The following is a 23,481-nucleotide window of genomic DNA, read 5'->3' on the forward strand; positions in this document are numbered from 1 at the left end:
TCCCCATCGTCTAGAGGCCTAGGACATCACCCTTTCACGGTGAGTACAGGGGTTCGAATCCCCTTGGGGACGCCAGGATTTAGTTGTAAAGTAAGGTTGCAGTGCTGAATGGGCCTGACGAGTCAGGCTTTTTTTGTTGCTGCGATTGCAGCATTACCGGGTCAGGATGCGAAGTAATGCATTCAGGACAGATTTCTGTCCCCATCGTCTAGAGGCCTAGGACATCACCCTTTCACGGTGAGTACAGGGGTTCGAATCCCCTTGGGGACGCCAGATTCGCGCAGTGTGCGGCCAGCATGAATGCCAGCCGCAAGCAGTACCAGGTCGGGATGCAGAGTAGCGCATTCAGGACAGATTTTCTGTCCCCATCGTCTAGAGGCCTAGGACATCACCCTTTCACGGTGAGTACAGGGGTTCGAATCCCCTTGGGGACGCCAGACCGGCTGAATCAGCCAACAACAAAGCCGCCTGGTGACAGTGCGGCTTTTTTGTTGTTCGCCGTCATCTCAACGTTGTTCATCTTTCTCCGTCATTCATGCCTTTACCTACTGATCGTGCGCCATCGTTGGCTATCTTCTGCAAAGTCGTTGACAACTACGGCGATATCGGCATTTGCTGGCGACTGGCGCGGCAGTTGCACGGCGAGCATGGCGTGGCCGTCACCCTGTGGGTCGATGATTTGCCCAGTTTTCTGCGCATCTGCCCCGGCATCGATGTCACGGCCGACGCGCAGCAGGCGTGCGGCGTTACCGTGCGCCACTGGTGCGGCCAGGATGGCGCGTTTGCGCCCGCCGATGTTGCCGACATCGTCATCGAGTTCTTTGCCTGCGATATTCCGCCCGGCTACATTGCCGCCATGGCGCAGCGCGCGCCGCATCCCGTGTGGCTGAACCTGGAAGGCTTGACGGCGGAAGAGTGGGTCGAGGGTTGCCACGCGCTGACGTCGCCGCGCCACGGCATGATCAAGCATTTCTTTTTCCCCGGTTTTACGGATAAGACGGGCGGCCTGCTGCGCGAAGCGGCGCTGGATGAAAAAAGGCTGGCCTTCCAGGCCGATGCGGCTGGCATGGCGGCATTCCTGGGGCAATTCGGCGTGACGCCGGCAGAGGTTGGCGCATTAAAGGTGTCGCTGTTCTGCTATCCGCACGCGCCCGTGGCCGAGCTGTTCGCCGCCTGGCAGGCGGCGAGCGAGCCCGTGGCCTGTCTGGTGCCGGAAGGCGTCGCGTTCGATGCCGTTCAGGCATTTTTCGACGGCGATGCGGCAGTGGCCGGGGCGGCGCGCACGCGTGGCGCGCTGACTGTGCGTGTGCTGCCCTTCGTGCCGCAGGATGATTACGACCGCCTGCTGTGGGCCTGCGACGTGAATTTTGTGCGCGGCGAGGATTCGTTCGTGCGCGCCCAATGGGCGGGCAAGCCTTTTATATGGCATATCTATCCGCAGGATGAAAACTTGCACCACGTCAAGCTGCGCGCCTTTCTGCAGCGCTATGCCGTCGATGCCGCGGGACCGGTGGCCAGTCTGGTGCAGGCGGCGCTGGCCTGGAATGGCGCCGCTGCGGAGGCGCCCGCGTGGAACGTGCTGTGGCCCGCATGGCAGGCGGATCTGCCTCGAATCGGCGCGCACGCGCAGGATTGGCAGCGGCGCATGCGGCTCAATGGCGATCTGGCAAGTAACTTGCTGGCGTTTGCGAGTGCGACGAGATAGGCGCTTGCTTAAAATTAAGGTAAAATGCCCGGTTATTTCTCACGTATTTTTAACCGATCAAACGCAAGCTTGCGGCGCTGATGGCGCCCAGGCGGCAGATGATCTTCATGCAACCCACTTTTTACGTACATTCCTATGAAACCCGCAAAAGAAATTCGTGTTGGCAATATCATCATGGTCGACAGCAAGCCAATGATCGTGTTGCGTTCTGATGTCAACGGTTCGAGCCGCACGGGCTTCACCTACAAATGGAAGATGAAAAATCTTCTGACGAACACCCCGATGGAAAACGTGTTCCGCGGCGACGACAAGTTCGACGTTGTTGTTCTGGATAAAAAGCCAGTAACGTATTCCTACTTCGCCGATCCACTGTTCGTCTTCATGGACGCCGAGTACAACCAGTACGAAATCGAAGAAGAAAACCTGGGCGATGCACTGCATTACCTGAAGGATGGCATGGAATGCGAAGCCATTTTCTACGACGGCAAAGCCATCTCCGTGGAACTGCCTACGACCATCGCCCGTCAAGTGGTGTACTCGGAGCCTGCAGTCAAGGGCAATACGTCGGGTAACGTCCTGAAAGAAGCCAAGATCGAAAACGCCATCGACGCGCACCGCCACATCGTGCAAGTGCCGCTGTTCGTTGCTCAGGACGACGTCATCGAAATCGACACCCGCACCAACGAATACAAGCGTGTCGTGCGCAACTAATCGATGTCCGGCGCGGCATGCGTGGCCCGGCAAACGCCGGCCAGGCTTGCTCAAGTTGTCGATCATCAAGTAACGCTGCCTTCGGGCAGCGTTTTTTTTGCTTAAAAAATAATTCCTTATCACAACTATTAGTTTGCAAGGACTGCTATGCTACGGCTATCACACTGTTGCGTTTAAAACAGTGAAGTTTCCTGGAGACTCCATGCAGCGCAGTCACTCGTTACGCAATGGCCCCGCCCGGGGCGTCGCGGCCGCGCCGGCGCGTACCTCGCGTCCGGTGCTGGCCCGTGCCACGGCGCCGGCCAGTCCCATGGCCCATCTGCTCGACGCGGGCGTGTTGCCGCAACAGCAGATGATGCAGGCCGGCAAGCTCAGTTCGCATGCGCTGACGTCGCAGTACCTGGCGCGCATCCGTTCGCTGTGCAGCATAGGCGCGCGCGCCCATGCCGGCATTGAAATCAATCCCGATGCGCTGAAAATCGCCCTGGAAATGGACCGCGAACGCCAGGGACACAAGGTGCGCGGCCCCTTGCACGGCATCCCCATCGTCTTGCGCGACAATATTGCCACCGGCGACCGCATGAAGACGCGCACGCAGGCGCCGTCGGCCACGCATGCCAGCTGCGACTCTTTTGTCGCCTCGCGCCTGCGTGCGGCCGGCGCCGTCATCATCGGCAAAAGCAATTTACGCCAGTGGGCGGCCGTCAGCGTGCCGCATGCCAGTGCCAGCTGGGCTGGCCTGACCATCCTGGCCGTCGACAGCGAAACGGACGGCTCCATCGTCGCGCCCGCGTCCGCGTGCGGCCTGGTCGCCATCCAGCCGACGGGCAGGGCCGCCGTCGCCGGGCAAGCCACGGCCGGACCGATGGCGCCCAGCGTGCGCGAGGCGGCCTGGCTGCTGGCGGCGCTGAACGGCGACAGCGTGGCCGATACCGCTGTCCTGAATTGTTCCGGCTTGCAAGGACGCCGCATCGGCGTGGCGCGCAGCCTGTTTGGCCGCTGCACCGAGACCGATGCCGTGATCGAACTGGCCCTGCAGGTATTGCGCGCGCAGGGAGCCGAGCTGGTCGACGCGCTGCCGGCGCCCGGCGCCATCGGCGACTGGCTGCAGGATCATGGGTTCGACGCGCTGGTGGGGTCCACTTGCCATGCCGTGCCGCTGGCGCAGACAGGCCAGCCGCACATCACGGTGCCCGCAGGCATGGTGTGCGGCTTGCCGGTCGGGTTGTCGTTCATCGGCGCCTTACATGCCGAGATGCAACTCCTTGCGATGGCGTATGCGTATGAGCAGGCGACCTTGCACCGGCGCACGCCGGCATTGCCGTCCAGCATCACCGAGGCGCTGCGCTGAGCATGATATTTTCCCTTTCTTTAGCGATCCGTTGATATCCTATGCTTGCAACTTTGCTGCTGAGTGCGGCCGTGACCGCCGCGACCACTCCCTTTGATGTGACGCAACTGTCCGGCAGCTGGTCCGACAGCGTCAATGCCAACAGCGTGTGCGACCAGGCGCGGCACTTTACGCGCATGCAGCTGTCTGACGATCATGCGCGCCTGGCGATTTTCAATGACCGTACCTGGAAAAGCAAGCTGGGTGAAACCAACCGCTTTGCCGCCACGGTCGTGGCGGAAACGGAACACAGCCTGACTTTGCGCTATGACAATGAAACCCGCCTGAATGCGAATGGCAAGCTGGTGGAATGGCAGTTGATCATTGTCGCGCCCGGCGTGTACCGCTGGCGCGAAACGGATTGGCCGGAAGGCAAGGTCAATGGCGTGGTGGGCATCCGCTGTTCGCCTTGATGCGGTGTGAAAGGCTGACATGCCATTCTGCTATGCTGTGCGCATTATTTTTTGCTTCCAGGAGATTGCATGTCCGCACGTTTGCTGTTAACACTGTTCATGGGCGCGGCCGTGGCGCTGGCCGCCATGCCGGCGCAAGCCCGTACGCCCAGATTGTCGCTCATTGAGCAGGCGCAAAGCTGCGACGGCGGCCATACCTGCCCGTATTTCCCCGATGTCTACAAGGCGGACTACGCCTTTCGCAAGGCCTTCAATGTGGGCTTGAAAAAGGCTGGCCTGAAGCGGCAGCGCTGGGTGCCCGATGGCGTGGCCAGTCCGCTCAAGCCAGTCGAGATCGATGGCAAGGCACGCCTGCTGAGCAGCGTCTGCGCACCGCACAATTGCGGTCACCGCTACTCCATCCTGTATGACCCGGTCGCGCGCAGCATGACGGGCGTCTACATGGGCAGCGATGCCAAGGGCGGCTTGCTCACCGTGTATTTCGGCGAGCCCAGCATTGCCGAAGCCGACTTGCTGTACAAGAACTGATGCACGCGCCACTACGCATTTCCAGCGAGCGCGGCGAACTGGACGTGGCCATGATCCACGGCTACCTGAGCGAGCAGTCGTACTGGAAGCGTGGCGTGGCGCTGGAAACCGTGCGCAAGGGCATTGACAATGCCCTGTGTTTCGGCGGCTATGTGGATGGCCAGCAAGTGGCGTTCGCCAGGGTCATCACCGACTACACGGACTTTGCCTACCTGCGCGACGTATTCGTGCTGCCCGCTTGCCAGGGAAGGGGATACGGCAAGCAACTGGTGGCTGCCGTGCTCGGCGATGAGCGCTTGCGCGATGTCGTCTGGATGCTGGGAACCGATGATGCGCATGGCCTGTACGCGGGCTTTGGCTTTGCGCCGCTGGAGGCGCCGCAGAAGTATATGCGCCGGCCGGTGCGCGGGAAATTATCAAAATAACCTTTAGACGTCAAGATAACTATTGACATTATTATACATAATAATGTTGCCTTGATAATGACGTTATGTCATTATGCGCGCTCTGCTGTAGTGTTGGAGCGGTGCTTTCCCTTGCCGTGGCCATGCGGCCCCGGCAAGGGCGAAATAGCAGTGCAGTCGGTCATCCCTGGCAGGTTCTCTCGTCACTTTGAAGGAATACATCATGAAACAATATGGAGCCGAGTTTCTCGGTACGTTCTGGCTGGTGCTGGGCGGCTGCGGCAGCGCCGTACTGGCCGCCGCCTTTCCCGGCCTCGGCATCGGCTTTGCCGGCGTGGCGCTGGCATTTGGCCTGACGGTGCTGACGATGGCCTACGCCATCGGCCACATCTCGGGCTGCCACCTGAATCCCGCCGTTTCGATCGGCCTGTGGGCCGGCGGCCGTTTTCCTGCCAATCAATTGTTGCCTTACATCATAGCGCAAGTGCTGGGCGCCATCGTGGCCGGCGGCGTGCTGTATGTGATCGCCAGCGGCCAGGCCGGTTTCGACGTCAGCAAGGGTTTTGCCTCGAACGGCTACGGCGCCCATTCGCCGGGCGGCTATTCGATGCTGTCGGCCCTCGTCATTGAAATCGTGCTGACGATGTTTTTCCTGATCGTCATCCTGGGCGCCACCGACAAGCGCGCTCCGGCCGGCTTCGCGCCGCTGCCGATCGGCCTGGCCCTGACCCTGATCCATCTGATCAGCATCCCCGTGACGAATACCTCCGTCAACCCGGCCCGCAGCACGGGCGTGGCGCTGTATGTGGGCGACTGGGCCACCAGCCAGCTGTGGCTGTTCTGGCTGGCGCCCATCATCGGCGCCCTGCTGGGCGCGCTGGCCTACCGCCTGATCGGCAGCGAGCAGGGCAAGTCCGGCGCCTAGCGCGCCTGTCGCCAGTGGGCCTCAGGGATCGGCGATGACGAGGCCCGCCAGCGCCGGTGTCAGGAAAGCGTTGGTCAGGGCGGCGCGGCCGCCATTGTTCCATACCTTGACATCCCAGCTCTTGCCCTTGCCGCCATATGTGGCGTAGCTCTCGACCTGATCCATGGTGTCAAGGGCGCTGGTCAGGCTGGCGGAGATGGCCGAGATGCGGGTTTTCTTGCCTGCATGCCCATGCCTGTCATTGACCCGCAGCATGATAAAGTCGGTGCAGTCGCGCGCCACGGCCGGCGCCCGGCTCTCCAGGTTGTAGTCGCGTGCCGTCGTGATGTTGCTCGCCGGTCCATGCCCTCTGGGCACGGCGACGACGCCGATGCCGCCCACGCCGATCTTTTGCAGGCCATTGTCTTTCAGCGCGGTGGCGACGGCATCGTCGCTGATGCCGAAGATCTTGCCGAAGGTGGCGGACCAGGTCAGCCACAACGTGTTGAACGTCACCCACGCCATGTTGCTGTCGTCGAGGCGGATGAAAAACTTGCTGTTGTCGGTCAGCGCGCCCTGATGCCGCTGGACGCACCTGAAACGCGCGCCTTCGCCGGCCAGCTTGGTGGTCGAGTCGAACGCCTGTTCGCTCGAGACGATGGTGGCGCCCAGAGTCCCGGCGCTGGCCATCAGGCCGTCGTCGCCCAGCGCGTGGTGCTGGTTGCTGTAGGTGGGCGAGAGGCCTGCCTGCGCCCCGCCGCGGCGGCCACGGTTTTCCATCGCCGCCACGGCGCCATGATCGCGCACCTTGACGACATAGCCCATGTTAAAGCCGCCGAAATGGTAGTCGAGTTCCAGCGTCGTGGGGGCGAGCGCCGCGCCGTAAGTGCCGCCCAGGCGGATGCGGAAGGGGTCGATTGCCGCGATTTCGGGCTTGTCGTAATCCTGCGCCTTCGTGTTCCACGCGACGGCGGAGTGGTCATGGCCGACCGTTTCGCCTTCCACCGTCAGCTGCTGCAGCAGCGTGGCGCGGTCGGCTGCCAGCGGCAGGGTCTTGCTGAACAGATGTCCCCTTTGCGACAGTAGCGGCGACAGCCACACTTCTTCACTCGTCATGTCCACATAGGCCGCGCCGGCCGGAGCGGGCCTCTTGCGCTGAACGCTGTATCCGGCGGCGGCGCCCGGCTGCAGCACGGCTTGCGCCGGCGCGTCGTGCGCGGCGAGCGCGCGCTGCCCCATGATGTCGGCTTCCTCCTCGAGGTGCCGTTCGTCGTTCAGCGGCACGCCTTTGGCCTGCAGCGTGGCGCGTACGCGGCCCTGTTTTTGTTGCACGACATGCCAGGCTTCGTGCGGCACATGCGCTTCCTGTCCCGGCGCCACGTGAATCTCGTTGCCCTGGGCGTAGGCAAGGGCTTGCAGCTGCGCCGGCCGGGCGGAGTTGTAATGGACGCGGACATCGTCGAGCGCCATGCCGGACAGATTTTCCATGCCGCTTTTCAGGCGGTCGGGCAAGCCCGTGCGGTTGGCGTTCGGGCCGCCGCCGGCATGCGCTGGCGGCGACGCGCCCGGAATCATGGCGCTCTGGCTCTTCCGCTGAGCCATTCTGGGGCCGTCCGCCATCAGTTGCGCGAGGTGTTGCCGGGCCAGCGTGGAGGGGCGCAGGTCGGCCAGGGCAGGGGGCGTCTCACTGGCTTGCCGAGGCGCTGATGTTTGCTGAGCGGTACCCTGTGCTTCCTGCCTGGCCTGTCTCATGCTGATCCTTCGCAACGTTGTGTCGGGAATGCGGATGTCGCCGGAAAGCATGCCTGACGTCGCATGCACTGGATTATTTTACAACAATCAACGGCCTTATAACCGCCACTCGCTCAGGTAATGTTGCGGCGTGCGGCCCAGGATGCGGCGGAACATGGCGCTGAAGGCGCTGGGGCTGGCGTAGCCGAGCGCATAGGCGATGGCGGCCACGCCTTCGCCCCGGTCCAGGCGGCAGAACGCCTCGGCCAGATGCACTTGCTGCAGCCATTGCCGGTAGTGCAAGCCCGTTTCCTTGGGGAACAAACGGATCAGGGTGCGCGCGCTGGCACCCGCGTCCTGGGCCCAGTCCTCGATGCTGCGCCGGCTGCCGGGCGCTTCCATGATGGCCGAACAGACGGCCACCAGCCGGCGGTCGCGCGGCCAGGGTATGGCGATGGGCACGGTATCGGCGGCGGCCAGTTCCGACAGGATCAGGTGCGCCAGCCAGTCGCCGCGTCCCTCGAGCGCGTATTCGACCGGCTCGGCCAGCAGCGCCAGTATCAGTTCGCGCAGCAGCCGGCTCACTTCCAGTACCTTGCAGGCGGGGCCGAAGACGGCGGCCAGCTGCGCATCGATGTACACGGTGCGCATGCTCAGCTTGCTAAGTATGTGCAATTCATGCACCACGCCCACGGGGATCAGCAGGGCACGGCGCGGCGGCAAGATCCACACGCCGTGCTCGGTGGTCACGCGCATCACGCCTTCCGTGGCAAACAGCAGCTGCGCCCGCACATGGCAGTGCGGCGGCGTGTAGTCGGACGCCTCATATTGCTTGGACATGGCCGTCACCGGGCGCGCCACGTGCTGGTAGTCATGCGCATTGGTGCTGCGGGTGAAGGGCATGCCGTCTTCGTCGGCCAGGGCAGGGTGGGTCGTGTACATGGTGGCGGCGAAAAAAGTGGCGCCGGGCAGGTGCGGAATGTCACTTACTCGACGATTATTGGAAGTTAGTAGTTCAGTGGCCATACTATACTGCTTTCTTTGCCGGGCTGCCTGCCGCGCCCGATCACTGCGGAAGATTCATGCACACCATCACCCCATCTCCCGCCGCCATGCCGGCGGCCACCACACTGTCCAGTTCACAACAGCAATCCGGCCTGGCCATGCACATCCTGGGCGCCGTCGCCTTCGTGCACCTGCTCAATGACTTGATCCAGGCCCTGTTGCCCTCGATTTATCCGATGCTGAAAGCCGAGTTTTCACTCAGTTTTACCCAGGTCGGCCTTATAACCCTGACGTTCCAGTGCACGGCATCGTTGCTGCAGCCGTGGATCGGCTTGTACACGGACCGCCGTCCGCTGCCATTCCTGCTGCCTGTCGGCATGTGCTTCACCCTGGCCGGCGTGCTGATGCTGGCCGTCGTCTCAACCTTCCCGACCCTGCTGCTCGCCGCTGGCCTGATCGGCGTCGGTTCCTCGACTTTCCACCCGGAAGCGTCGCGCGTGGCGCGCATGGCCTCGGGCGGGCGCTACGGCTTTGCCCAGTCGCTGTTCCAGGTGGGCGGCAATGTGGGTTCCGCCCTGGGGCCGCTGCTGGCGGCCGCCGTCATCGTGAACCGTGGCCACGGCAATATCGCTTGGTTCAGCTTGCTGGCCGTGCTGGCCATCGGCATACTGTACAAGGTCAGCGGCTGGTACCGCGGCCACCTGGCCAGCTTCAAGCCGAAGGCGGGCGGTCATGGCCCGAACTTGTCGCGCAACAAGGTAATGGGGGCGCTGGGCGTGCTGGCCCTGCTGGTGTTTTCAAAATACATCTACATGGCCAGCCTGTCGAGTTACTACACCTTTTACCTGATCGATAAATTCCACCTTTCGCTCGGCGATGCCCAGCTCTATCTGTTCCTGTTCCTCGCCGCCGTGGCGGCCGGCACCTTCATGGGCGGCCCCATCGGCGACCGCATCGGGCGCAAGCGCGTGATCTGGATTTCCATCCTGGGCGCCGCGCCGTTCACTCTGCTGCTGCCGTATGTCGACCTGTTCTGGACGGCCGTATTGACGGTAATCATCGGCTTTGTGATTTCTTCCGCTTTTTCCGCCATCGTTGTCTTTGCGCAAGAATTGGTGCCGGGTAAGGTGGGCATGATCGCGGGCATCTTCTTTGGCCTGATGTTCGGCGTGTCCGGCATCGCCGCGGCGGCCATGGGCCACCTGGCCGACGTGGCGGGCATCGCCTATGTGTATAAAATCTGCTCCTACCTGCCGCTGCTGGGCATCCTGACGGTACTGCTGCCGCATATCGAGCAGGCGAAAAAATAAGCGGGGGACGCGGGAGGGCTTGACGGCCCGCCCGCGCGCATGCGATATTCGTCCCATGATCACTTTCATCCTCCCTCCAGTTTTTGCATCCGGCGCCGCTGCTGCGCTGTGTCCGTGTACCTGGCTTCGTGAGGATGCGGCCCGGCGCCGTTAAACTTTTTATTCCTCATTCCGATGGCCACAGTGTTGAAAAACCTGTGGCCATTTTCTTTTTCCGCACCACTTTGGAAAGACCCGCATGACACTTCACCTGTACGACACGTATAGCCGCAGCCTGCGGCCATTCGAGGCCATCGAGCCGGGCAAGGCGGGCCTGTACGCCTGCGGCCCCACCGTCTACGATTACGCGCACATCGGCAACCTGCGCACCTATCTGTTCGTCGACGGCTTGCGCCGCGCGCTCGAGTTCAACGGCCTGCAGGTACGCCACGTGATGAACATCACTGACGTGGGCCACCTGACGTCGGATGCGGACAGCGGCGACGACAAGGTCGAGGCCAGGAGCCGGCGCAGCGGCAGGTCGGCATGGGACATCGCCGCGGCATTCACGCGCGCGTTCGAAGACGATTTGCGCCAGCTCAATATCCTGCCGCCCACCGTCTGGTGCCGGGCCACCGACCATATCGCCGAGCAGATCGCTTTTATTGCGGACCTGGAAGCGAAGGGCTATACCTACCGCACGGCTGACGGCATGTATTTCGACACCACGCGCCAGGACGGTTACGGCCAGCTGGCGCGCCTGAATCGCGACGGCCTGCAGGCGGGCAAACGCGTGGAACTGGGAGAAAAACGCGACATCTGCGACTTCGCACTGTGGAAGTTCAGCGGCGTGCCGGGCCAGCGGCAGATGGAATGGGACAGTCCCTGGGGCCTGGGCTTTCCCGGCTGGCATATCGAATGCTCGGCCATGGCGGAAAAGCACCTGGGCACGTATTTCGACATCCATTGCGGCGGCGAAGACCATGTGGCCGTTCACCACAGCAATGAGATCGCGCAGACGCAAGCGCGCCATGGCACGCGCCTGGCCAATTTCTGGCTGCACGGCGCTTTCCTCAAGACGCAGGAGGCGAAGATGTCGAAGTCCTCGGGCGACTTTTTACGCCTGCAAAGCCTGGTGCAGCAGGGTGTGGACCCCTTGGCCTACCGCTACCTGTGCCTGGGCGCCCACTACCGCAGCAGCCTCAATTTCACGGACGAAGCCTTGCGTGCCGCCATCAGCGGCCTGGCACGCCTGCGCGTCGCCGTGCATGCATTGAGCGAAGGGCGGGGCGAGGTGCAGGGTGAGGCCGACCCCGTGTGGCTGGCGCGTTTTATGACCTGCATCAACGATGACCTGAACTTTCCGCGCGCCCTGGCCGTGGCCTGGGAATTGCTGAAAAGCGGCCTGCCTGATGCTGTGAAAAAGGCCACCATGGCCCGTTTCGACTCCGCCCTGGGTCTCGATCTGCTGGCCTGGCAGCCGGCGCAGGTGAATGTGCCGCAGCCAGTGCAGGCGTGGATGGCGGAACGGGCCATCGCCCGCGCGCAGCGCCAGTGGGCCGAGGCGGACCGTCTGCGCGCACTGGCGCGCGCGGCCGGCTACGACATCGACGATACGCCGCAGGGGCAGCAGGCGCGCGTCTTGTGATGATGCTCTGTGTCCCGGCGAGGCATAATGATGGCCCGATAAAACTGGAGATGCCGTGAAGCGTCGTTTGCTGTTACTGAGTTGTAGCCTGGCCTTTTCTGCCGCGCAGGGGGCCAGCGGGTGTCCGGGCTTTCCCGCGCTGGCCACATCCAGCGAGGCGCTGCTGGCGCAGGTGCGCGCGCTGCCGCCCGTTGGTGTCGACCGGGAGCGGCAGGCGTGCGCGCCGGCGACCGTCATCGATTTCGCCTACAGCGGCGGCACCCTGTGCAGCTTCGGCGGCGACGTCGAGGCCGCGACGGCCGCCGTCACCCGCCTCGCGGAGGGTGGGGAACTGGTCGAATACCTGTACCTGTTTGCGTATGCGCCGGCCACGCACGCGCGCCTGCTGGCGCTGCTGGGCGCGCGTTTTAAGCCAGTCGACAAGGGGGCCTGGCCGGCCTTCCTGCAGGGCGCCAGGCCGGGCAAGGAAACCACGGCCCTGTTTGCGGACGGCGGCTACTATATTTCGCTGGGCAAGCCCACCGGGGGCGATCCCGCGCAATGGTATTCGAATGTGATCTTTGAAAAAATGGATAAACCTGCGCTGGGCGTGCGCAAAGTCTGCCAGGAGGGGCGCGATGGCTGAAGCGGACGCCTTTCCTGCGGCCTTGGCGTACACGCTGGCCGGGCTGCTGCCTGCGCTGGCCCAAGGCCAGCTGCACGCGCCGTCGGCACCGTTTGACGTGCATCAGGATGGCCGGCTGCTGCGCATCCCCGCGCGCACGTATTACGACCGCGGGCAGCTGCTGAACTGTACGCGGCTGGCCGGCGACGCAGGCGTGCTCGCCCTGTGCCTGGGCACGCGCCACCATGACGGCCATCTGCGCGAAGCGTGTGCAAGGCAGCTGCTGCAGCAGGAGCGGGCGTGGACGGTGCCCTTCGTCGTGCACCTGTGCGGCGAATACGTGCTGGAGATTGTCGCGGTCATTGGCGCGGCGCTGCCTGCCTGGAATACGGAAGCGCTGGCGCGCTACCTGCGGGAGAACCCAGCGTATCTCGATACGCTGGAGCGGCGCAGCATCAGCTACTGGAGCTGCTACTACCGCGGGCAGTTCCCCGTGTGGGACGGCTATCCGGGACGCAGGACCATGGCGGCCCTGCGTACCTTGCAAGGCCTTACGCCTCGATAAAGCGCATCTTGAAGCTGCGGCCCTTGATGTTGCCGAAGTCGCGGCCCAGGGTATTGCCAGCGTTCAGGCGCTTGAACGCCGCTTCGGCCACCTTGCGGTCCAGCGCCACGTAGGTCATGAACTCGAACACGTTGATTTTGCCCACCTGCTCCTTGGTGAGGCCCGCGTCGCCCGTCAATGCGCCGAGCAGGTCGCCCGGGCGCAGCTTGTCCTTCTTGCCGCCCATGATGCACAGGGTGACCATCGGCGCCGGCAGCGCCTCTGCGCCATCGTCCTCGTTCAGCTCCTTCAGGTCGTGCCATTCGGCGGCGCTGTTCTGGTACTGCTCGATCAGCTTGACCCATTTTTTCTCGTTCGGCGCGCACAGCGACAGGGCCAGGCCCTTCTTGCTGCCGCGGCCCGTGCGGCCGATGCGGTGGATGTGCACTTCCGTGTCTTTCGACACGTCGACGTTGATCACGGCGCCCAGATCGGAAATATCGAGGCCGCGCGCGGCGACGTCGGTGGCCACCAGCACGGAGCAGCTGCGGTTGGCAAACAGCACGAGGATTTCATCGCGCTCGCGCTGTTCCAGCTCGCCGTACAGGGCCAGCGCGGAAAAGCCCTGCTGGCGCAGTTCGTCGGCCAGTTCGCGGCAATGCACCTTGGTGTTGCAGAAGGCCAGCGTGGATTCCGGCTTGAAGTGTTTCAACAGCTTGCCGACGGCGCCGTTGCGCTCGTCGAAGCCGATTTCATAGAAGCGCTGCTCGATCTTGTCGTTGTCGTGCTGCGCCTCGACCGTCACTTCCAGCGGATTGACGAGGAACGACGCCGTGGCGCGGCGGATGTCTTCCGGGTAGGTGGCCGAGAACAGCAGGGTCTGGCGGCGCGCCGGGCAGGCGCTGACGATGCCGGCGATTTCCTCGTAAAAGCCCATGTCCGTCATGCGGTCCGCTTCATCGAGCACCAGCGTCTGCACGTGGTTCAGGTTGATGGTGCCGCGGCCCAGGTGGTCGCGCAAACGGCCCGGCGTGCCGACGACGATGTGGGCGCCGTGTTCCAGCGAGGCGATCTGCGGGCGCATCGGCGCGCCGCCCGTCAAGGTCAGGATCTTGATGTTGCCGGCCGCGCGCGCCAGGCGGCGCAGCTCATTGGCCACCTGGTCGGCCAGCTCGCGCGTGGGGCACAGCACCAGGCCCTGCACGGCAAACCAGGCCGGATTGAGCTTGTGCAGGATGCCGATGCCGAAGGCGGCCGTCTTGCCGCTGCCCGTTTTCGCCTGCGCGATCAGGTCGCGGCCATCGAGCACCGCCGGCAGGCTTTGCGCCTGGATGGTGGTCATCTCGTGGTAGCCGAGCGAATCCAGATTGGCCAAAAAGGCGGGCGTCAGCGGCAGGCTGGAAAAGGAATTGGTGGTGGCAGTGGTGGTGTTCATAGGGGCGGAGCCGGTAAAAAGCGGTGGATGGGCACAGTCTACAGGCGTTCTACGCCCTTGTGCGGATGGTGGTGTGGAAGCCGGCGGCAAACGGCCGCCCGCGTGGGGTACTAATTATCTGGCGCCCAGATGGGCAAGCCGGTGAGGTCAAGGCCGGCGTCGCGCGTCCACACGGGCAAGCCCGTGGCGTCGGTCGGCTCCAGCAATTCGAGCTGCACCTGTTTCAAGGCCACCTTGCGCGCGCGCACGCGGCGCTGCGGTTCCGGCGCCGGCTCTGGCGCGTCGTGCGCTGGCGGCGGGCCGAAACCGGGCAAGTCGATGGTGGCGTTGTCTTTTTTATCTCTCATTTCTGAACCTCTGGTCCCCGGCCGCGAATAACCGGCGCCGGGGAGCGGGCAAAAAGCTGACCGCTGTGTGAATACTCTGTACGCTTCGTCCACAAAACAAAAGCCCGGCTACAGGAGTCGGGCTCATTGTGAATATCATCGGCAGGAAAAGCAGACCTGCGGATTTAAGTGCGGCACGCAGTGTATCACAGGCGTGCCGCATTGTGGGAGGCTTAGCGGAAGCTCAAGGCGCCAGTCAAGTCACCCGGCGGCAGCGCGCCGCGTGACGCGAAGGCGTCATTGCGCACTTTCAGGCCTTCGAGCAGCGGCAGGTCGTGCAGGCGCGTGATCAGGCGCAGGATCGACGTGGTGTCATAAAAACTGTGGTCGACGGCGCCTTTTTTCGCGTACGGCGAGACGACGATGGCGGGAATGCGCGTGCCGGGGCCCCAGCGGTCGCCTTTCGGCGGCGCCACGTGGTCCCACCAGCCGCCGTTTTCGTCAAACGTGATCACCACGATCATGTCCTTCCACTGCGGTGACTCCTTCAGATGCTGGATGACGTTGGCCACGTGCTGGTCGCCCGACTCGATATCCGAATAGCCGGCGTGCAGGTTCAGGTTGCCCTGCGGCTTGTAGAAGGTCACGGCCGGCAGCTTGCCCGCCACGGCGGCGGCGAGGAATTTGTTCGAGATCGGGCTGTCGCCCGTGCCGCCGTCGCGCAGGTGCTCGGCGCGCGCGGCCGTGCCAGGGGCGAACTGCTTGAAGTAGTTCATCGGCTGGTGGTGGAACTGGAAGTTCGGTTTGCTGCCGCCGCCCTTGTGGTCGAGCGCCGCTTGCCAGCCGCCGCCGTACCACGCCCAGCTGACGCCCTTGCGCGACAGCAGGTCGCCGATGGTGTCATAGGTTTGCGGCGGCAGGGTGTTCGCGTCGGCCGGGTCGGCGTGCAGCGGATCGCCGTCGAAGGCGGGGCGGACGTAACTCGGTTGATATGGCGGCGCCATGGTGTTGACGGCGTAGCCGTCCGGCGTCAGGGCGCCGTCATTGACGTACTTCGGCTTGCCGTCCAGCGCGGAGGCGGGGCAGTCGGGCGAGATGGCCAGGCGCACGCCTTGCGGGCCGTCGGACAGCACGGCGATCTTTTTCTTCGCCGCCGTCTCGGCAGCATTGAAATACTCGTTGGCGCGGCCCGTGACGAGGAACTGGTGGTTCATATACGAGCCGCCGAAGGCCGCCATGAAGAAGTTGTCGCACAGCGTGTACTGCTCGGCGATCTGCCACAGGTTCAGGTTTTTCGACGTTTCGCCGTAATGGCCCATCACCAGGCCGCCGCTGTCGGCCCACGCGGCGAAGCCGTCGTTCTTGCCGCCGTTGATCTGCATCTGGTTGTTATAGAAGCGGTGCACCAGGTCGCGCGTGATGATGCTCTCGGGCAGGGGCTTGCCGGCCGCGTCGCTCAATTTGTAGGGCGCGTTCGGCAGGCCGGAAATCTGCTCTTCCTTGATCAGGTAATCGGTGCCGCCGATGTTCTGCTGGTTCGGCACCAGGCCGCCCCAGATCTTCGGCAGGGTGGCCAGCGGCTTGCCGTCGCGGTCCAGCTGCCGCGCCTGTTCGGCCGTGACGGCGGACAGGGGCGCGCTGGTGCCGGGGAAGTTGGCGAACAGGTTGTTGAAGCTGCGGTTTTCCAGGTAGATCACCACCACGTTCTTGACGTGCGCCTTGAGTTTCGCGTCGAGCGAGCCCTTGGCGATGGTTTTTTTTGCTGGCGCGGCGTCGGCCAGCGCCGGCAGGCTGGCGGCCAGGCCGACTGCGGAAGCGGCCTGGAAAATGCGCCGGCGCGACGGGTTGGCGGGTTGGTCGGCCGGATCGGCTGGCAGGGCGGGGGCGAGGTCCTTCACACATTCTCCTTGGGTGTTTCTGTGGCACGGGGCAGTGTTTGTGCCCGTGAAGCGGAAAATTGTATCACCGGCCCCTGGATAATGTGAAATGCTCGGCCCGCCCCGTTCAGCGCATCAGAACTGGTAGCGCGCGTTCAACGCCACATTGCGCGCCGGACCATGCATGCCCGAGTACCACCAGCCGGAGATCGACGCCGTGTACCGTTTGTCGAACAGGTTGCCGACATTGAGCGTGGCCGACAGCTTGTCGTTGACATCATAGCGCGCCATCAGGCTGGCCACGGCGTAGGACTTCTGCTGCCAGTGCAGGGTGCGTTCGATCTGCCACGCCTCGATATCCGAATACACGCGGCTCTGCCAGTTCATGCCGCCGCCCACCGTCAGGCGATGCAGCTCGCCGGGCAGCCGGTAAGTGGTCCACAGCTTCACCAGGTGGCGCGGGAAGGTGGTCTGGATCGCCTTGCCGGTATTGTTTTCCGTCTGGCTGTAGGACCACGCAGCCGAGATGTTCCAGTCCGGCGTCAGCGCGCCCGTCGCTTCCAGATCCACGCCCTGGGTCTTGGCGCCCTTGATGGCGCGGTTGGCGGGATTGTTCGTGCCAGGGACGGTGTAGCCGGGGTCCGCTTCGGCCAGGTTGCTCTGGCGGATCTGGTACAGCGCGACGGCCGTATTGAGCTTGCCATCGAGCCAGCCGCTCTTGATGCCGACTTCATAGTTCTTGCCTTCGCGTGGCGGCAGCAGCTTGCCGTGGCGGTCTTGACTCGCTTGCGGCTGGAAGATGGCCGAATAGCTGGCGTAGGCTGTGTGCGCGGCGTCGATGTCGTACACCAGGCCGCCATACGGCGTGAAGACGCGGCTGTCCGATGCCGGCGACGCGCTGTCGTAGCCGACGCCGGGCGCCTTGCCCACGTAGTTTTCGTCATAGCGCATGAGCCTTGCGCCGGCGATGAATTTCAGGCGTTCGGCGAGGCTGAAGCGGTTGGCCGCATACAGGCTGCTCTGGCGGCGCGTGCTGTCGTAGGTGACGTGGCTGGGGCCGAATACGGGCTGCTCCGCGCGCTGCCACTGGTAAAGGTTGACCGGCCTGCCCTGTATCGCGGGGTCGAGCCGGCCGTCGGACTTGCTGTCAAATTCGTTGTAGTCGGCGCCCAGTACCAGCTCGTGCTGGCGGCCCAACAGGGGGTAGGGGCCGCGCACGTTGACGTCCATGCTGTTGACGCGCAGCTGGTAGTCGCGGCGGTCCGCCTGCAGGGCCAGGCCGTCGCCCGTGGCCTTGTCGGGAAAGCCGCTGTACACGCTCAGGAAGACCGAACGTTCTTCCTGCGATGATTCCAGGTGGCTGGCCGAGGCTTTCAGCTTCCAGCCATTGGCCAGCGCATGCTCGGCGTTGACGAAGACGTCGGTGGAGTTGCTGTTGAAGCGGTTCGATTTCGCCGCCGGGCTGAAGGAGCGGGGCAGGGCGGTCATCTCGCCATTGCTGTAGAACAGGGGAAAGCCCAGGTAGGACAGCGAGCCCTTCGACCGGTTGAACTGGCGCGTCACGCCGGCCGTGAGTCTGGTATCGGCGCCCAGGTCGGCCTCGATCACGCCATATACCACCTGCTTGCTGCGGTGATAGCTGTCTACGATGCTGTCGCCGGCCTCTGTCACGGCGACGAGTCGGGCGCGCACGCTGCCCGACTCATTGACGGAACCCGAGACGTCGGCCACGCCGCGCCGCTCGTTGCGCGAGCCTGGCGTCCCTTCGGCGGAGGCCTGGAACTGCGCGGTGGGCCGCTTGCGCACCATGTTGATGGCGCCGGAAGGGTCGCCCGCGCCCGTCACCAGCCCGGAGGCGCCGCGCAGGATTTCAATGCGCTCGTACAGGGCCATGTCGGCCAGGCTTTGCGACGGGATAGCGTTCAGGCCCAGGTTTTCCGAGTGCGTGCTGACGCCGTCGAGCTGGTAGTTGGTGATGGCGTAGCCGCGCGAAGTAAAGCCCGTGCGCTCGCTGCCCAGCGAAAACAGGGTGATGCCCGGCGTTTGCGCCATGACTTGCGCGATGGTGTTCAGGCCCTGGTCCTGCAGGCGCTGCTGCGTGATGATGCTCATCGATTGCGGCGTTTCCTTCATCGACAGGCCCAGCGGCGTGCCCGTGCCGACCGGCGCGGCGGAGACATACGCGCCCGTGCCTGCGCCGCCATCCTGCTGCGCCAGCACCGTCACGCCGGGCATCGTGGCCATCGGTTCGCCCGCCGCTTCTGCCTGCGCCGTGCGCAGCAGGTAGCTGCCGTTGGCGCTGCGCTCGGCGGTCAATCCGCTGCCGCGCAGCACGCCGTTCAGGGCGGCCAGCACGTCATGGCGGCCCGTGAGGCCCGCGGACGACTTGCCGCGCGTCTGCTCCGGCGTGAAGCTGAGGATCACCCTGGACTGGCTGGCCACGTGGCGCAGGGCGGCGGCCAGGTCGCCGGCCGGCACCTGAAAGTCGTGGCTCGCCGTTTGCGCCGCCGCGCTTTCCTGCGCCAGCGCCGGCATGGGCGCGTTCAGCAGCAGGGCCGAACCGATGAAGATGAACTGGATGGCATATGCCATGCGCTTGATGCGCGGCCTTGGCCGGGAGGACATAACTGGAGACATGGTTACCTTGTGTTGTAGTCGTCAAAAAGAACGTTGCATACACAGGTCACGCGAGCAGCGAAAACGGGTAACATTTTTTTGATTTTCTTTGCGCTGCACTTCAGCCGGCATGCCGCGCTTCCACCTGCACCCAGTAGCGCGTGCGCAGGCGCACATCGACAGGAAGGGAGTCGGGCAGAGACAGCAGCACGCTATCGAGGTCGGCCAGCGGGAAGACGCCGGACAGGCGCAGGCCGGCCACCGCGTCGTCGCAGCCGAGGAATCCATGGCGGTAGCGGCTCAATTCATGCAGCAAGTCGCGCAGCGGCATGGCGTCGGCCAGCAGCAAGCCCTGGCGCCAGGCCCAGATGTCGGGCGAGACGGCGTGCGCGGGCAACGTGCGCCGCGCCGTCATGGCGCCGCCTTGGCCGGCGCGGACGACCAGGCTGCCGGCGCCCTTGCGTGGCGTCAGCCTGACGGCGCCCTGTTCCACGGCGACGCTGGTGCGCCCGTCTTCCTGGCGCACGGAATAGCGCGTGCCCAGCGCCTGCGCCTGGCCGTCCGCGGTCTCGACGAGGAAGGGGCGGTAGGGCATGTCCGTTTCGCCTGCGGTGGCGATGAACACTTCGCCCTGTACCAGTTGCAGCATCCGCTGCTTGTGCGTAAAGCGGATGTTCACGGCGCTGCCGCTGTTCATGTGCAGGCGGCTGCCGTCGGGCAGCGTCAGTTCTCGCTGCTGGCCCACGCCGGTGGAAAAATCGGCCAGGGCCGCGCGGGCCAGTTGCGGCGCGAGCCCGGAACGCGTGCCGAACCAGCCCGTCAGGCCGATGGTGGAAATGCACGCCAGCAGCCGCAGGCTGGCGCGGCGCGAGATGGGCGAGCCAGGGCGCTGCGCCAGCGCCTTGCGGCTGGCCGGGGCGTCGAGCACATGGAAGCTGCCGCTGACGTTTTCGATGTGCGTCCAGGCCCGCTCATGCTCGGGATGCGCGGCGCGCCAGCAGGCCCATGCCTGTCTTTCCTCGGGCGTGGCTGCGCCGCTCATGAGGGTGGTGAGCCATTCGGCCGCCTGCATGGCGATGGCCAGGTCGATGGGCTGGCCGTGGGCGTAGACGGTGGCGCCGCGCATGTCAGGGGGCGGCAAAATCGGGCACGGCGAAAAAACACAGCAGATTGGCCTTGCTCAGATACTTTTTGACGGAATGCGTGGTGGTGTCCAGTTCGGCGGCGATCTCGGCGTAGCTCATGCCGTCCAGGTGGGCCAGCAGGAAGGCGGCCCTGGCCTTGGCGGACAGCTGCTCCAGCGCGCGGTCGATCAACTGCAGCGATTCGAGCAGGAGGGACATCGCTTCCGGCGACGGCGTGCAGGCTTGCGGCTGGTGCAGCAGGGCGTCGAGGTAGGCGCGTTCGAGCTCTTCGCGCCGGCAGTGATTGGCCAGCAGGCGCCTGGCGATGGTGGCCAGGAAGGGGCGCGGCTGCGCGATCCCGGCACTGCTGCGCGCAACGAAGATCTTGAGGAAGGTATCCTGCGCCAGGTCGCTGGCCAGCCCCGCATCGTGCAGGCGCCGCTTCAGCCAGTGCTGCAGCCAGGAGTGGTGCTCGGCATACAGGGCCTGGAAATCGGACGGCGGGGAAGGAGCGGACAGCATGCGTGCGGTATGGGATATCTTAATCTAAATGAGAATTGTTCTCATGATAGCGCAGCGGCGCACGCCGGGCAATCGGGAAAACGCGGCGTTGCTGAAATGCGACTGCGCCCGGGCCGCCTGCAGCGAGGGATTTGCGCCTGCGCACGGCAGATGTAAAAGTTTCCTTGGCGCAAGCTTTCATGTGAGAAAATGCGGGCTGTCGATGTGGCGCGGAGCGAAAAAATGATGTGGATGGTTGGCGGTGCCCTGGTTCTCCTGGTCGCCAGATTCTTATGGTTGGCCTACTTCCATCGCGTGCAGGCGATGTCGCGCCAGGCGGAACTGATGAACTGGATCGACATCGGCCGGGTTTCCAATGCCGATGGCGGCAAGGATATTTTACTGGCGAGAAATGAGCGCGGCGTCAAGATCGACTGGCGCACGGGCGAGGTCTGGCTCATGAATCCGAAGGTGACCGAGCCGTTTGCCGATTTCCTGGCGGTCGAACGCTGGCTCACCATGCACGATATGACGACGGCGGACAAGCCGGCCGCAGCCGCTCCTGTACAGGCGCCAGCGGAGCCGGCGCCTGAACCGGCGCCTGAACCCGGCCCCGTGCGCGACACTTTGCCGGCCTTTCAGCAAAAGGTCGATGCATGCCTGGCCAGGGCGGAAGGCGGCCAGGAATTGCTGGAAACCAAGCAGGCTTTCGAGGCGGGCAGCGAGCCTTACCTCGAGGCGTCGACGGAATTGAGCAAGGCGGCGCTGGAACTGGAAGTGTCGCCGGCCATGGTGGCCACGTTTCATATCAGCGCATTTGCCGCGCTGTCTGAAACGACGGGAACGGACAAGCTGGAACGGGTGGCGGCCAGCCTGCATGCGGCGGCCAGGCAGATCAGGGCCAGCGTCACCGCGTAAGTGCGGGCGAGACCAGGCCCGGAATGAAAAAACCGCTGAAGCCCTTGCAGGCATCAGCGGTTTTTATGCATTGGTTGCGGGGACAGGATTTGAACCTGTGACCTTCGGGTTATGAGCCCGACGAGCTGCCAGACTGCTCCACCCCGCAGGCGAATTATAACCGGGTTTGCTGCATTGCGAAAGGGCGGATGACGTGGCTTGCAGGACATACTGGTCCGGAATGGAAAAAGCCGCTGATTCTCTTGCAAGAATCAGCGGCTTTCCGGTATCTGGTTGCGGGGACAGGATTTGAACCTGTGACCTTCGGGTTATGAGCCCGACGAGCTGCCAGACTGCTCCACCCCGCAGGCGAATTATAACCGGGTTTGCTGCATTGCGAAAGGGCGGATGACGTGGCTTGCAGGACATACTGGTCCGGAATGGAAAAAGCCGCTGATTCTCTTGCAAGAATCAGCGGCTTTCCGGTATCTGGTTGCGGGGACAGGATTTGAACCTGTGACCTTCGGGTTATGAGCCCGACGAGCTGCCAGACTGCTCCACCCCGCAGGCGAATTATAGCGGGGTTTGCTGCAATGCGCAATGGCTGACTGGATTACACCGCCGCCAGGCGCCACAGCGAGGTGATTTCCTGCGAGCGGGCCGCGTGCAGGCTGTCCGTGGCGTCCTGCGCGCGCGGGTGCGTGGGTTGCACGTCCAGGCGGTCGACGACCTTCAGGCCTGCCTGTTCTATCCATTCGAGCAATTGCGCGCGCGGGCGCAGCCCCAGGTGCTCGGCCAGGTCCGACAGGATCAGCCAGCCTTCGCCGCTTGGCTCCAGGTGGTCGGCCAGACCGGCAAGGAAGCCGCGCAGCATGCGGCTGTCCGGATCGTAGACGGCGTACTCGATCGGCGAGCTGGGGCGGGCCGGCAGCCATGGCGGATTGCACACGACGAGCGGGGCGCGGCCGGCAGGGAACAGGTCGGCCTGCACCACGTCGACCTTGCCCTGCAAGTCGAGGCGGGCGAGGTTCTCGCGCGCGCAGGACAGGGCGCGCGGGTCCTGGTCGGTGGCGACGATGCGGGCGACGCCGCGCTGTGCCAGCACGGCGGCCAGCACGCCCGTGCCGGTGCCGATGTCGAAGGCCAGGCTGGCGCGCGGCGGCAGGGGCGCATCGGCCACCAGGCCCACGTATTCGCCGCGGATGGGCGCAAACACGCCGTAATGCGGGTGGATGCGCTGGCCCAGGGCCGGCAGTTCCACGCCCGTGCGGCGCCATTCATGCGCGCCGATCAGGCCCAGCAGTTCGCGCAGCGAGGCGACGAACGCCTCTTCACCGCGGCCATACGCTTCATTGCACGCCAGTTTCACGTCCGGCGCGCGGCGCAGCGGAATCGTGTAGTCGGCATCGAACGGCAGCAGCAGCATGGCCAGGGTGCGGGCGCGCTGCGACTGGGCCTGGCGGTGCAGATGGAATGCTTCCGTGGCGGTCGGTTCGGGTTTCGCCAGCTTGGCGGCCTTGGCCTTTTTGCTGGGTTTGTCGTTCTTGTGGTCGGCGCGCCGCGCCAGCGCCTGCAGCAACTGGCGCGCGTTCTGGAAGTCGCCGCGCCACAGCATGGCCGTGCCTTCGCAGGCCAGGCGGTAGGCCTGGTCGGCCGTCGTGCGGTCGTCGGCGATGACGACGCGCCTGGGCGGCGGCATGCCGCTTTCCGAGCGCCAGCGGGCCGAATGTTCGGCGCCGTTTTCGCTCCAGTGGATCTGCGGATGAACGGTAGGGGAAGAAGTGTCGGACATGGGTTTCAATCGATAGAAGGGGGCGCGCGGCATGGTC

The 23,481-nt window shown here is 64.4% G+C and carries 21 protein-coding genes and 5 tRNA genes; 14 read left to right on the plus strand and 12 right to left on the minus strand.

Features of this window, described 5'->3' with window-relative positions; genetic code table 11:
- Positions 1–197: 197 nt before the first annotated feature.
- The 9 genes from AC07VI_RS25765 to aqpZ all read left to right on the plus strand — a co-directional run bounded on the left by AC07VI_RS25765 (position 198) and on the right by aqpZ (position 6,076).
- Positions 198–273, plus strand: a tRNA-Glu gene (locus AC07VI_RS25765).
- Positions 274–361: 88 nt separating this feature from the next.
- Positions 362–437, plus strand: a tRNA-Glu gene (locus AC07VI_RS25770).
- 98 nt (positions 438–535) lie between these two features.
- The gene (gene earP / locus AC07VI_RS25775) at positions 536–1,705 is read left to right on the plus strand and encodes an elongation factor P maturation arginine rhamnosyltransferase EarP (RefSeq protein ID WP_492993370.1); all 1,170 of its coding nucleotides are present in this window, start codon (positions 536–538) and stop codon (positions 1,703–1,705) included.
- A gap of 135 nt (positions 1,706–1,840) precedes the next feature.
- Positions 1,841–2,416 (plus strand): elongation factor P, encoded by a 576-nt coding sequence (locus AC07VI_RS25780; protein WP_086146158.1) that lies wholly within the window; start codon positions 1,841–1,843, stop codon positions 2,414–2,416.
- Positions 2,417–2,618: 202 nt separating this feature from the next.
- On the plus strand, positions 2,619–3,767 hold the full coding sequence (locus AC07VI_RS25785) for an amidase family protein (RefSeq protein ID WP_492993373.1): 1,149 nt from the start codon (positions 2,619–2,621) through the stop codon (positions 3,765–3,767).
- 41 nt (positions 3,768–3,808) lie between these two features.
- Positions 3,809–4,219: a hypothetical protein gene (locus AC07VI_RS25790; protein ID WP_157792483.1), complete on the plus strand. Its 411-nt coding sequence runs from the start codon at positions 3,809–3,811 to the stop codon at positions 4,217–4,219.
- Between the two features lie 69 nt (positions 4,220–4,288).
- Positions 4,289–4,747 carry a hypothetical protein gene (locus AC07VI_RS25795; RefSeq protein ID WP_492993375.1) on the plus strand — a complete coding sequence of 153 codons (459 nt, stop codon included), beginning with the start codon at positions 4,289–4,291 and terminating at the stop codon, positions 4,745–4,747.
- A complete protein-coding gene (locus tag AC07VI_RS25800) occupies positions 4,747–5,172 on the plus strand; it encodes a GNAT family N-acetyltransferase (RefSeq protein ID WP_086146155.1) in 426 nt (141 codons plus the stop codon). The genes AC07VI_RS25795 and AC07VI_RS25800 overlap by 1 nt, the downstream gene beginning before the upstream one ends.
- A gap of 202 nt (positions 5,173–5,374) precedes the next feature.
- Positions 5,375–6,076: an aquaporin Z gene (gene aqpZ / locus AC07VI_RS25805; protein ID WP_086146154.1), complete on the plus strand. Its 702-nt coding sequence runs from the start codon at positions 5,375–5,377 to the stop codon at positions 6,074–6,076.
- Between the two features lie 21 nt (positions 6,077–6,097).
- On the opposite strand, the gene AC07VI_RS25810 is transcribed toward aqpZ, so the two are convergent.
- Positions 6,098–7,657, minus strand: a complete 1,560-nt coding sequence (locus AC07VI_RS25810) for an eCIS core domain-containing protein (RefSeq protein WP_492993378.1) — start codon at positions 7,655–7,657, stop codon at positions 6,098–6,100.
- A 246-nt stretch (positions 7,658–7,903) separates the two neighbouring features.
- Complete coding sequence (locus AC07VI_RS25815; protein ID WP_492993380.1) at positions 7,904–8,728, minus strand: AraC family transcriptional regulator; 825 nt, start codon at positions 8,726–8,728, stop codon at positions 7,904–7,906.
- 140 nt (positions 8,729–8,868) lie between these two features.
- On the opposite strand from AC07VI_RS25815, the gene AC07VI_RS25820 reads away from it, so the two are divergent.
- The 4 genes from AC07VI_RS25820 (at position 8,869) to AC07VI_RS25835 (ending at position 12,897) form a co-directional block, all read left to right on the plus strand.
- Entirely contained in the window at positions 8,869–10,101 is a 1,233-nt protein-coding gene (locus tag AC07VI_RS25820; protein ID WP_086146151.1) for an MFS transporter, read from the plus strand.
- 238 nt (positions 10,102–10,339) lie between these two features.
- On the plus strand, positions 10,340–11,728 hold the full coding sequence (gene cysS / locus AC07VI_RS25825) for a cysteine--tRNA ligase (protein ID WP_099375537.1): 1,389 nt from the start codon (positions 10,340–10,342) through the stop codon (positions 11,726–11,728).
- A 55-nt stretch (positions 11,729–11,783) separates the two neighbouring features.
- On the plus strand, positions 11,784–12,353 hold the full coding sequence (locus AC07VI_RS25830) for a hypothetical protein (protein ID WP_492993382.1): 570 nt from the start codon (positions 11,784–11,786) through the stop codon (positions 12,351–12,353).
- On the plus strand, positions 12,346–12,897 hold the full coding sequence (locus tag AC07VI_RS25835) for a hypothetical protein (RefSeq protein ID WP_099420290.1): 552 nt from the start codon (positions 12,346–12,348) through the stop codon (positions 12,895–12,897). Before AC07VI_RS25830 ends, AC07VI_RS25835 begins: the two co-directional genes overlap by 8 nt.
- Here AC07VI_RS25835 and dbpA read toward each other — a convergent pair.
- The 6 genes from dbpA to AC07VI_RS25865 all read right to left on the minus strand — a co-directional run bounded on the left by dbpA (position 12,884) and on the right by AC07VI_RS25865 (position 20,776).
- Complete coding sequence (dbpA, locus tag AC07VI_RS25840; protein WP_086146147.1) at positions 12,884–14,311, minus strand: ATP-dependent RNA helicase DbpA; 1,428 nt, start codon at positions 14,309–14,311, stop codon at positions 12,884–12,886. The genes AC07VI_RS25835 and dbpA overlap by 14 nt on opposite strands.
- A gap of 110 nt (positions 14,312–14,421) precedes the next feature.
- Positions 14,422–14,658, minus strand: a complete 237-nt coding sequence (locus AC07VI_RS25845; RefSeq protein ID WP_086146146.1) for a hypothetical protein — start codon at positions 14,656–14,658, stop codon at positions 14,422–14,424.
- Between the two features lie 212 nt (positions 14,659–14,870).
- Complete coding sequence (locus AC07VI_RS25850; protein WP_492993385.1) at positions 14,871–16,535, minus strand: acid phosphatase; 1,665 nt, start codon at positions 16,533–16,535, stop codon at positions 14,871–14,873.
- Positions 16,536–16,649: 114 nt separating this feature from the next.
- The gene (locus AC07VI_RS25855) at positions 16,650–19,106 is read right to left on the minus strand and encodes a TonB-dependent siderophore receptor (protein ID WP_492993387.1); all 2,457 of its coding nucleotides are present in this window, start codon (positions 19,104–19,106) and stop codon (positions 16,650–16,652) included.
- A gap of 145 nt (positions 19,107–19,251) precedes the next feature.
- A complete protein-coding gene (locus AC07VI_RS25860) occupies positions 19,252–20,256 on the minus strand; it encodes a FecR domain-containing protein (RefSeq protein WP_086146140.1) in 1,005 nt (334 codons plus the stop codon).
- A 1-nt stretch (position 20,257) separates the two neighbouring features.
- Positions 20,258–20,776, minus strand: a complete 519-nt coding sequence (locus AC07VI_RS25865; RefSeq protein ID WP_086146139.1) for a sigma-70 family RNA polymerase sigma factor — start codon at positions 20,774–20,776, stop codon at positions 20,258–20,260.
- A gap of 276 nt (positions 20,777–21,052) precedes the next feature.
- On the opposite strand from AC07VI_RS25865, the gene AC07VI_RS25870 reads away from it, so the two are divergent.
- Positions 21,053–21,673 carry a hypothetical protein gene (locus tag AC07VI_RS25870; RefSeq protein WP_492993389.1) on the plus strand — a complete coding sequence of 207 codons (621 nt, stop codon included), beginning with the start codon at positions 21,053–21,055 and terminating at the stop codon, positions 21,671–21,673.
- A 71-nt stretch (positions 21,674–21,744) separates the two neighbouring features.
- On the opposite strand, the gene AC07VI_RS25875 is transcribed toward AC07VI_RS25870, so the two are convergent.
- From AC07VI_RS25875 to AC07VI_RS25890, 4 genes are all read right to left on the minus strand, one after another.
- A tRNA-Met gene (locus tag AC07VI_RS25875) sits at positions 21,745–21,821 on the minus strand.
- A 122-nt stretch (positions 21,822–21,943) separates the two neighbouring features.
- Positions 21,944–22,020, minus strand: a tRNA-Met gene (locus tag AC07VI_RS25880).
- Between the two features lie 122 nt (positions 22,021–22,142).
- A tRNA-Met gene (locus AC07VI_RS25885) sits at positions 22,143–22,219 on the minus strand.
- A gap of 46 nt (positions 22,220–22,265) precedes the next feature.
- The gene (locus tag AC07VI_RS25890; RefSeq protein ID WP_099375545.1) at positions 22,266–23,444 is read right to left on the minus strand and encodes a methyltransferase; all 1,179 of its coding nucleotides are present in this window, start codon (positions 23,442–23,444) and stop codon (positions 22,266–22,268) included.
- Positions 23,445–23,481 lie beyond the last annotated feature (37 nt).

The organism is Janthinobacterium sp. GW821-FHT03A03 (assembly GCF_059421435.1).

Coding starts and splice junctions, on each gene's coding strand:
- earP (WP_492993370.1), top strand. CDS start 536: ATGCCTTTACCTACTGATCGTGCGCCATCGTTGGCTATCTTCTGCAAA.
- AC07VI_RS25780 (WP_086146158.1), top strand. CDS start 1,841: ATGAAACCCGCAAAAGAAATTCGTGTTGGCAATATCATCATGGTCGAC.
- AC07VI_RS25785 (WP_492993373.1), top strand. CDS start 2,619: ATGCAGCGCAGTCACTCGTTACGCAATGGCCCCGCCCGGGGCGTCGCG.
- AC07VI_RS25790 (WP_157792483.1), top strand. CDS start 3,809: ATGCTTGCAACTTTGCTGCTGAGTGCGGCCGTGACCGCCGCGACCACT.
- AC07VI_RS25795 (WP_492993375.1), top strand. CDS start 4,289: ATGTCCGCACGTTTGCTGTTAACACTGTTCATGGGCGCGGCCGTGGCG.
- AC07VI_RS25800 (WP_086146155.1), top strand. CDS start 4,747: ATGCACGCGCCACTACGCATTTCCAGCGAGCGCGGCGAACTGGACGTG.
- aqpZ (WP_086146154.1), top strand. CDS start 5,375: ATGAAACAATATGGAGCCGAGTTTCTCGGTACGTTCTGGCTGGTGCTG.
- AC07VI_RS25810 (WP_492993378.1), bottom strand. CDS start 7,657: ATGGCTCAGCGGAAGAGCCAGAGCGCCATGATTCCGGGCGCGTCGCCG.
- AC07VI_RS25815 (WP_492993380.1), bottom strand. CDS start 8,728: ATGTACACGACCCACCCTGCCCTGGCCGACGAAGACGGCATGCCCTTC.
- AC07VI_RS25820 (WP_086146151.1), top strand. CDS start 8,869: ATGCACACCATCACCCCATCTCCCGCCGCCATGCCGGCGGCCACCACA.
- cysS (WP_099375537.1), top strand. CDS start 10,340: ATGACACTTCACCTGTACGACACGTATAGCCGCAGCCTGCGGCCATTC.
- AC07VI_RS25835 (WP_099420290.1), top strand. CDS start 12,346: ATGGCTGAAGCGGACGCCTTTCCTGCGGCCTTGGCGTACACGCTGGCC.
- dbpA (WP_086146147.1), bottom strand. CDS start 14,311: ATGAACACCACCACTGCCACCACCAATTCCTTTTCCAGCCTGCCGCTG.
- AC07VI_RS25845 (WP_086146146.1), bottom strand. CDS start 14,658: ATGAGAGATAAAAAAGACAACGCCACCATCGACTTGCCCGGTTTCGGC.
- AC07VI_RS25855 (WP_492993387.1), bottom strand. CDS start 19,106: ATGGCATATGCCATCCAGTTCATCTTCATCGGTTCGGCCCTGCTGCTG.
- AC07VI_RS25860 (WP_086146140.1), bottom strand. CDS start 20,256: ATGCGCGGCGCCACCGTCTACGCCCACGGCCAGCCCATCGACCTGGCC.
- AC07VI_RS25865 (WP_086146139.1), bottom strand. CDS start 20,776: ATGCTGTCCGCTCCTTCCCCGCCGTCCGATTTCCAGGCCCTGTATGCC.
- AC07VI_RS25890 (WP_099375545.1), bottom strand. CDS start 23,444: ATGTCCGACACTTCTTCCCCTACCGTTCATCCGCAGATCCACTGGAGC.